The sequence below is a fragment of the Streptococcus sp. genome, assembly GCF_019414905.1.
Taxonomy (GTDB): Bacteria; Bacillota; Bacilli; order Lactobacillales; family Streptococcaceae; genus Streptococcus.
The window spans coordinates 1-7765 of the sequence record NZ_DXLC01000082.1; the positions used below are offsets into that span (position 1 = coordinate 1).

The 7765-nt window shown below is 42.1% G+C and carries 9 protein-coding genes; all 9 read right to left on the minus strand.

The annotated features are described in order from the left end of the window. The coding region (gene groL, locus QZ359_RS02120; RefSeq protein ID WP_293957595.1) for a chaperonin GroEL at window positions 1–1460 on the minus strand (1460 nt) is incomplete at its 3' end. 15 nt (window positions 1461–1475) lie between these two features. Next, entirely contained in the window at window positions 1476–1760 is a 285-nt protein-coding gene (groES, locus tag QZ359_RS02125; RefSeq protein WP_049499818.1) for a co-chaperone GroES, read from the minus strand. A gap of 156 nt (window positions 1761–1916) precedes the next feature. Further along, entirely contained in the window at window positions 1917–2312 is a 396-nt protein-coding gene (locus tag QZ359_RS02130; protein ID WP_293957599.1) for a single-stranded DNA-binding protein, read from the minus strand. A gap of 77 nt (window positions 2313–2389) precedes the next feature. Beyond that, on the minus strand, window positions 2390–3151 hold the full coding sequence (locus tag QZ359_RS02135; protein ID WP_293957602.1) for an SDR family NAD(P)-dependent oxidoreductase: 762 nt from the start codon (window positions 3149–3151) through the stop codon (window positions 2390–2392). Window positions 3152–3192: 41 nt separating this feature from the next. Continuing rightward, window positions 3193–3819 carry a YtpR family tRNA-binding protein gene (gene ytpR, locus QZ359_RS02140; protein WP_261025367.1) on the minus strand — a complete coding sequence of 209 codons (627 nt, stop codon included), beginning with the start codon at window positions 3817–3819 and terminating at the stop codon, window positions 3193–3195. A 14-nt stretch (window positions 3820–3833) separates the two neighbouring features. Further along, window positions 3834–4151 (minus strand): thioredoxin family protein, encoded by a 318-nt coding sequence (locus tag QZ359_RS02145; protein ID WP_000615777.1) that lies wholly within the window; start codon window positions 4149–4151, stop codon window positions 3834–3836. Next, window positions 4148–4447: a DUF4651 domain-containing protein gene (locus QZ359_RS02150; protein ID WP_261040005.1), complete on the minus strand. Its 300-nt coding sequence runs from the start codon at window positions 4445–4447 to the stop codon at window positions 4148–4150. Before QZ359_RS02150 ends, QZ359_RS02145 begins: the two co-directional genes overlap by 4 nt. Before the next feature lie 249 nt (window positions 4448–4696). Next, window positions 4697–5770, minus strand: coding sequence for an N-acetylmuramoyl-L-alanine amidase family protein (locus tag QZ359_RS02155; RefSeq protein ID WP_293957611.1), 1074 nt, complete (start codon window positions 5768–5770; stop codon window positions 4697–4699). Between the two features lie 119 nt (window positions 5771–5889). After that, complete coding sequence (locus QZ359_RS02160) at window positions 5890–7497, minus strand: CTP synthase (RefSeq protein ID WP_000105246.1); 1608 nt, start codon at window positions 7495–7497, stop codon at window positions 5890–5892. Window positions 7498–7765: the final 268 nt, after the last annotated feature.

Sequence of the window (7765 nt, forward strand, 5' to 3'; positions counted from 1 at the left end):
TCAATCATATTAACCCACTCGCCAGTTGCTGCGTTGAAGCCTGTACCAACTTCAGCATTTTTCAAACGATCGATAACGATAGATCCTTCAAATCCTGCATTGTGGGCAATTTGACGAACAGGTTCTTCCAAGGCACGGAGAACAATATTGCGCCCTGTCGCTTCATCTCCTGTCAATTCCAAATCAGCCACGGCTGGGATAACATTTACAAGGGCTGTTCCACCACCTGCAACGATACCTTCTTCAACGGCTGCACGAGTAGCATTGAGGGCATCTTCAATGCGGAGTTTCATTTCTTTCAACTCAGTCTCAGTTGCAGCTCCGACCTTGATGACTGCAACACCACCTGACAATTTTGCCAAGCGTTCTTGCAATTTTTCACGGTCAAACTCAGAAGTTGTGGTTTCGATTTGAGACTTGATAACTGCAACACGGTGAGAAATCGCTTCAGGATTTCCAGCACCTTCTACGATAACCGTGCTATCTTTGTCCACGGTCACTCTCGCTGCTTGACCAAGAGCTTCAATTGTCGCATCTTTCAACTCAAGACCAAGGTCTTCTGTGATAACTGTTCCGCCTGTCAAGATGGCAATGTCTTCTAGCATGGCTTTGCGACGGTCACCAAAACCAGGTGCCTTAACTGCTACTACGTTGAAGGTTCCACGAATCTTGTTCAAAACAAGAGTTGGAAGAGCTTCGCCATCCACATCATCCGCAATAATCAAGAGTGGACGATTGCTTTGGAGAATGCTTTCCAAAAGTGGCAAGATTTCTTGGATATTGGAAATTTTCTTGTCGGTAATCAAGATGTATGGATTTTCAAGGTCAGCCACCATTTTTTCGCTATCTGTTACCATGTACTGTGAAAGATAACCACGGTCAAACTGCATTCCTTCCACAACTTCAAGTTCTGTTTCCATACCACGTGACTCTTCGATGGTAATGACTCCGTCTTTACCAACTTTTTCCATGGCTTCAGAAATGTATTCACCGACTTTTTCAGAACGAGAAGATACGGCAGCAACCTGAGCGATGGCTTCTTTATTAGCAACAGGGATTGCATTGTTTTTCAAGGCTTCAACTGCTGCAGCAACTGCTGTTTCAATCCCACGACGAATGCCGATTGGATTGGCACCTGCTGTGACATTTTTGATTCCTTCGCGGACAATTGCTTGGGTCAATACAGTTGCAGTTGTCGTTCCGTCACCTGCAATATCATTTGTTTTAGAAGCTACTTCTGATACCAATTTGGCACCCATATTTTCAAAATGGTCTTCCAATTCGATTTCTTTGGCAATAGTTACACCGTCATTGGTGATGAGTGGTGAACCAAATGATTTTTCAAGAACAACATTGCGGCCTTTTGGTCCCAAGGTTACTTTAACAGTGTCTGCAAGGATATCGACACCACGGACCATAGCTGAACGAGCATCTGATGAAAATTTAATTTCTTTTGACATACTTACTTTCTCCTTCTATTCTTCAATGATTGCCAAGATATTAGCTTCACCTACGATGATGTACTTTTCATCGCCATCTTTGACATCAAGACCTGCGTGAGCTTCAACTAAGACACGGTCTCCAGCTTTAACACTTGGAGCAACCAAGTCACCGTTCAAGGTACGAACACCTTGTCCAGTAGCTACAACTTTGGCTGTTTTTGTTTTTTCTTGGGCTGAGCCTGCAAGGACAAAACCTCCAACAGTTTGTTCTTTTTCTTCTACTTTTAAGACCACACGGTCCCCTAATGGTTTCAACATCTGATTTCCTCCATAATGAGATAGATAGTATTAGCACTCTTTATACCTGAGTGCTAATTCATAGTTCTATTGTATCACTTGGTCAGAAATAGTCAAGAAAAAAGTCTGACTTTCTAAACATAAAAAAGCCTAAGATCGACTCAGGCTCTTCCATGCTTAAAATGGCAATTCCTCCTCTTCCAAGACTAGGTCTTCCAAGTCTTGGCCTGCATTATTTTCACGCATGGCACGTTGGGCACGACTTTCCAAGAGTTGGAATCCAGTAACAAGTACTTCAGTCACATAGTTCATCTGACCATTTTTCTCAAAGCGACGGTTACGTAATTCTCCATCCACTGAAATGAGACTACCTTTAGTTGCGTAGCTTGCCAAGCTTTCTGCTAGTCTGCCCCATAGGACCATATTGACAAAATCAGCTTCACGTTCACCGTTTTGGTCTTTGTAACGACGGTTCACAGCGATAGTTGCACGCGCTACTGACTTGTCATTGTTGGTTTTATGCAATTCTGGTGCTGCAACGATTCTTCCAATAAGAATAACTTTATTATACATATTTTTTCCTCCTACTTATCTATTCGTAGGAAATCAAAAAAAAGTTACAGAAATTTGTAACTTTTCAAGGAAATTTTTTACTTTTTATGAACCATAAATCCTGTCGCCTGTTGATTTGCCATAATGGTCATATCTGTAATCTGAACACGACGAGGTTGACTGGTCACATAGACTACTGTGTCTGCAATATCCTGAGCTTGCAAGGCTTCGATTCCTTGGTAAACGGACGCAGCCCGCTCTTTATCACCGTGAAAACGCACTGTAGAAAAATCTGTTTCGACAATTCCAGGCTGAATGGTCGTCACCTTGATATCCGTTGAGATGGTATCAATTCGCAGACCATCTGAAAAAGTCTTAACTGCAGCCTTGGTGGCTGAATAGATAGCTGCACCTGCATAGGCATAGATTCCTGCGGTTGACCCCATGTTGATAATATGACCTTGATTTGCTTTTACCATTGCTGGCAAGAAACAGCGAGTAATCGCCATCAAACCTTTGACATTGGTATCCAACATGATCAGCATATCCAACTCTTCATAGTCCTGATAGGGTGCCAAGCCAAGAGCTAGTCCAGCGTTATTGACCAATATATCAATCCGACCTATCGTTTCTAGAATATCGGAGCAGACAGTCTTCACCATAGTCATATCTGTCACATCTAATGAAAAAGTCCAAACTGTTTGATTTGGATAGGTTGCTGCAAACTCTGACTTAAGGGTTTCTAATCTGTCTATCCGTCGTCCAGTTAGAACGACATTCTCACCCTGCTCCAGATAAGCACGCGCAATTGCTTCACCAATACCTGATGTCGCTCCTGTAATCACAACATTTTTTGCCATCTTATTTCCTTCTAGCTGGTCTATCAGATACTAACAAGTTCCTAAGCAGTCCAGTGTTTAGCTGGGTCGAATGGTGTTCCGACAACTTGGTCTTCTGATAATTCAATAACACCACGTTTTTGCGGAGCATTTGGCAGATACAATTCACGAGGACTGCACATCATTCCAAAACTCTTTTCACCACGAAGTTCGCCTGAGAAAATAAGATTGCCTTTGGGCATCATGGCACCAGGTAAAGCGACAATGGTTTTCAACCCAACACGCGCATTAGGAGCCCCTGCAACAATTTGCACTGTCTTGTCACTTGCGACTGCAACTTGACAGATGTTGAGGTGGTCACTATCTGGATGAGCTACCATCTCGACAATTTCACCAACAACAAACTTAGGTTCCTTGTCATTAACAATTTCCTCTGCAAAACCTTCCGTTTGTAATTCTTGGTTCAAACGAGCGACTTGCTCATCTGATAAAAAGACTTGACCGCGCTCTGCAATTTCAAACAAACTTGAAACTTCGAAAATATTCCACGCCACTGTTTCCCCATTATCTTTTAGAAAAACACGGGCTACCTTGCCTTTGCGCTCCACATCTAGTTTGGCATCTCCGCTGTTTTTCACGATGACCATAAGGACATCACCGACATGTTCTTTGTTATATGTAAAAATCATTGTTTCCTTTTCTCCTATTTCAGTCCTGCTAAAAAGTCGTTAATTTGTTGCTTGCTTTTACGGTCGCGATTAACAAAACGACCGATTTCCTTGTCTTTTTCTAGAACAACAAGGCTAGGAATTCCGTAAACATCCCAGAGTTTAGCTAGATCCATATACTGATCTCGATCCACTCGAATAAAGGTGAACTCTGGATTGGTCTCCTCAATTTCTGGCAAGGCAGGATAAATATAACGGCAATCGCCACACCAATCCGCCACAAAAAGGAAAACCTTCTTGCCATCTTTTTCTACTAAAGATGCCAATTCTTCTAAACTTGCTGGTTGTATCATAAGACTTCCTCCTCATAGACTAGATCTTCATTTTCATAGACAAAGGTATAATGACGGCCATCCTCAAAAATGACGCCACCAACCAAGCTCTCTAGACTGCTTTCATAGACTTGAACATAGAGGGTCGCAATTTCCCCCATGTTTGAAAAATGGTCTCGTACAATCCCTGTCAACTCTTCCTGAGTCTTCATGAGCTTATGGTCATCTGCAACTTTTTTCGTAGCAAGGGCAAGGCTCCCAATACCAAGCAGAGCCAGACCTGCCATCCACATTTTTTTAGCTTTCATACCATTCATTTTAACACAAAAAAGGCTTTAGGACAAATGAGGAAGCAGCAGAAAAGCAAGTAAAAAGCCTCTTCCTTTAAGGAAAAGGACTTCTTATACTCAATGAAAATCAAAGAGCAAACTAGGAAGCTAGCCGCAGGTTGCTCAAAGCACTGCTTTGAGGTTGTAGATAGAACTGACGAAGTCAGCTCAAAACACTGTTTTGAGGTTGTAGATGAAGCTGACTTGGTTTGAAGAGATTTTCGAAGAGTATTATTCTTATTGCCAGACACCTGAGTTGCCAACGTAGTAACCATCAGGTGTGTAGGTATTGCGAAGCATCTTACCTGATGAAGCTAGATAATACCACTTACCATTATCTTTGACCCAATCATTCGCTAGCATGGCACCAGAAGAACTTACATAATACCATTCTCCCTTGTCATAAATCCAAGTGCTTGCTTTCATGTCCCCTGAAGCTGATAAATAGTACCACTTGCCTTGGTCGTAAAGCCAGTCACTCGCAATCATAGCTCCTGATGATTTAAAGGCATACCAGTTGCCACCTTGATAGAGCCAAGTTTGATTGAACATGACTCCTTTATCATTCATAAAGTACCAAGTTCCCTTGGCTTTAACCCAAGCATTCTGTACTAATTGACCTTGTTTTTGATAGTACCAGTTTTGGTTTGATTTTAGCCAACTTTCTGCTTTTACAATCGGATAAAGTTCTTTAAAAGATTCTCCATCATATTTATGACTGATAGATTTTTGTTTTTCAAGTTTCAACTCGCCATTGCCATAGTCTGCCCAAGCAAAGACTTTTTGACCATTGACAGTCTCTGGTAAGGTAGCAGTGTAAGTCTTGGTTTGATAGTCCCATTTTGTATCAAGGTAGGTGTATTGATTATTTGATTCTTCAATACGGTAGTAGCCTCTCTTTCCACTATCATTATGAATATCATCCACAACTTTCGTTGACCAAGTCTTCACTTCGTTTCCGCTCTTGGCCTCTACCTTGATATCTCCTCTATAGCCATATGGAACATAGAAATTCAGGTAACGCCCTTCTATACCAATCATAGACTTGTCCTTTTCTTGACCTAGAAAATTGACTGTCTGATCTTGACCATCGAGACTAACCGTCCACTCGATTTTCTCGGTTTTTGGCAAATCCAAGACTTTGATATCCACTTCATGATCATTGTTGAATCGAAAAATCTTGCCATCTTGATACTGTACTCCACACTTAACAACCCATTCTTCTTTAAGCTCAAATGCCTGCCCTGAATGTGGAAAAGCCAGTAAAGCTAGACCAGCTAGAGACAAACCAAATAATGTGATTTTTTTCATCGTAGATCCTCCTTAGGATTTTTTATGTTAATTATATCACTATGTTTTTAATTTGCAAATCTTATCCTAAATATGCAAGCAAAAAACCTCTGAGATTCTTCTCAAAGGTTCTGATTTGGCTAATTGCTGTTCTCAACGGCTGCAGTAACAAAGGCAGTGTAGAGTTCTTCTGGGCGGTTTGGACGACTTGAAAGTTCAGGGTGATACTGACACGCTACAAAGAATTTATTTTCAGGAATTTCCACAATTTCGACCAAACGATTGTCTGGAGAAACTCCTGAGAAGACAAAGCCTGCTGCCTCAAACTGCTCACGGAAGGCGTTGTTAAACTCATAGCGGTGACGGTGACGGCGTTGCACCACTTCTTGATTGTGATAAGCAGCCGCAGCCTTAGAGCCACGTTTCAACTTAGATGGATAAAGTCCCAAACGAAGGGTTCCCCCCATATCCTCAACATCAATCTGATCACGCATGATATCAATGATAGGGTATTTTGTTTCTGGTGCAAGCTCTGCAGAATTGGCACCTTCGAGTCCTAAAACGTGACGAGCAAACTCGATACAAGTCAACTGCATTCCCAAGCAGACTCCCAACATTGGAACATCATTCTCACGCGCATAGCGAATGGCTTGGATTTTCCCTTCCGTACCACGTTGACCAAAACCACCTGGTACGATGATTCCGTCCGCATCAGACAAGAGTTCCGCCACATTCTCTGCTGTCACATCATTGGCATTGATCCAATTGATTTTAACTTCTGCGTCATTGGCATAACCAGAGTGTTTCAAGGCTTCAACCACAGAAATGTAGGCATCTTGCAACTCCACATACTTACCGACAAGGGAAATTTTAACTTGTTTCTTGAGGTTCATGACCTTGTCCACCATGGCTGACCATTCTGTCATATCCGCTACTGGTGCGTCTAATTTCAAATGGTCACAGACAATTTGGTCCATACCTTGAGCCTGCAAGTTCAATGGAATTTGGTAAAGGTGTTCAACATCCAACGATTCGATAACGGCTTCTGGTGCCACATCACAGAACTGGGCCAGTTTGTTTTTAATTCCTTGACCAGCTGGCTCTTCTGTACGAATAACCAACATATTTGGCTGGATTCCCAATCCACGTAATTCTTTTACAGAGTGTTGAGTTGGTTTGGTTTTCATTTCACCAGCAGCCTTGAGGTAAGGAAGCAAGGTTGTATGTATATACATGACATTGTCCGCACCCACATCTGCCTTCATCTGACGAAGGGCCTCTAGGAATGGCAAGGACTCGATATCTCCTACTGTTCCACCAACCTCTGTGATAATGACATCAGAGTCGGTCGTTAGAGCGGCGCGCTTGATTTTTTCTTTCAAAGCATCTGTGATATGAGGAATAACCTGAACAGTTGCCCCAAGGTATTCTCCACGGCGTTCTTTACGAAGAACTTCACTGTAAATTTTACCAGTTGTCACGTTGGAATATTTGTTAAGATTGATATCGATGAAACGTTCATAGTGACCCAAGTCCAAATCTGTCTCAGCTCCGTCATCTGTCACAAAAACTTCCCCGTGCTGGTAAGGACTCATAGTTCCCGGATCGATATTGATATAAGGATCAAACTTTTGAATGGTTACTTTCAGACCACGATTTTTCAAGAGACGGCCCAGACTCGCTGCCACAATCCCTTTCCCAATAGACGATACCACACCACCAGTTACAAAAATATATTTCGTAGACATAGATTCCTCTTTCTAAAATGCTCAAGGTCTTGTTAACTACGAGGGGATATAGAAAACAAGACCCTACTAATAAGAATAATCTGGGACGACTGCACCAGATTCACAACTAATACTCTTCGAAAATCTCTTCAAACCGCGTCAACGTCGCCTTGCCGTAGATATGTGTTCCTGACTTTGTCAGTCTTATCTACAACCTCAAAACAGTGTTTTGAGCAGCCTGCGGCTAGCTTCCTAGTTTGCTCTTTGATTTTCATTGAGTATAAGGAGG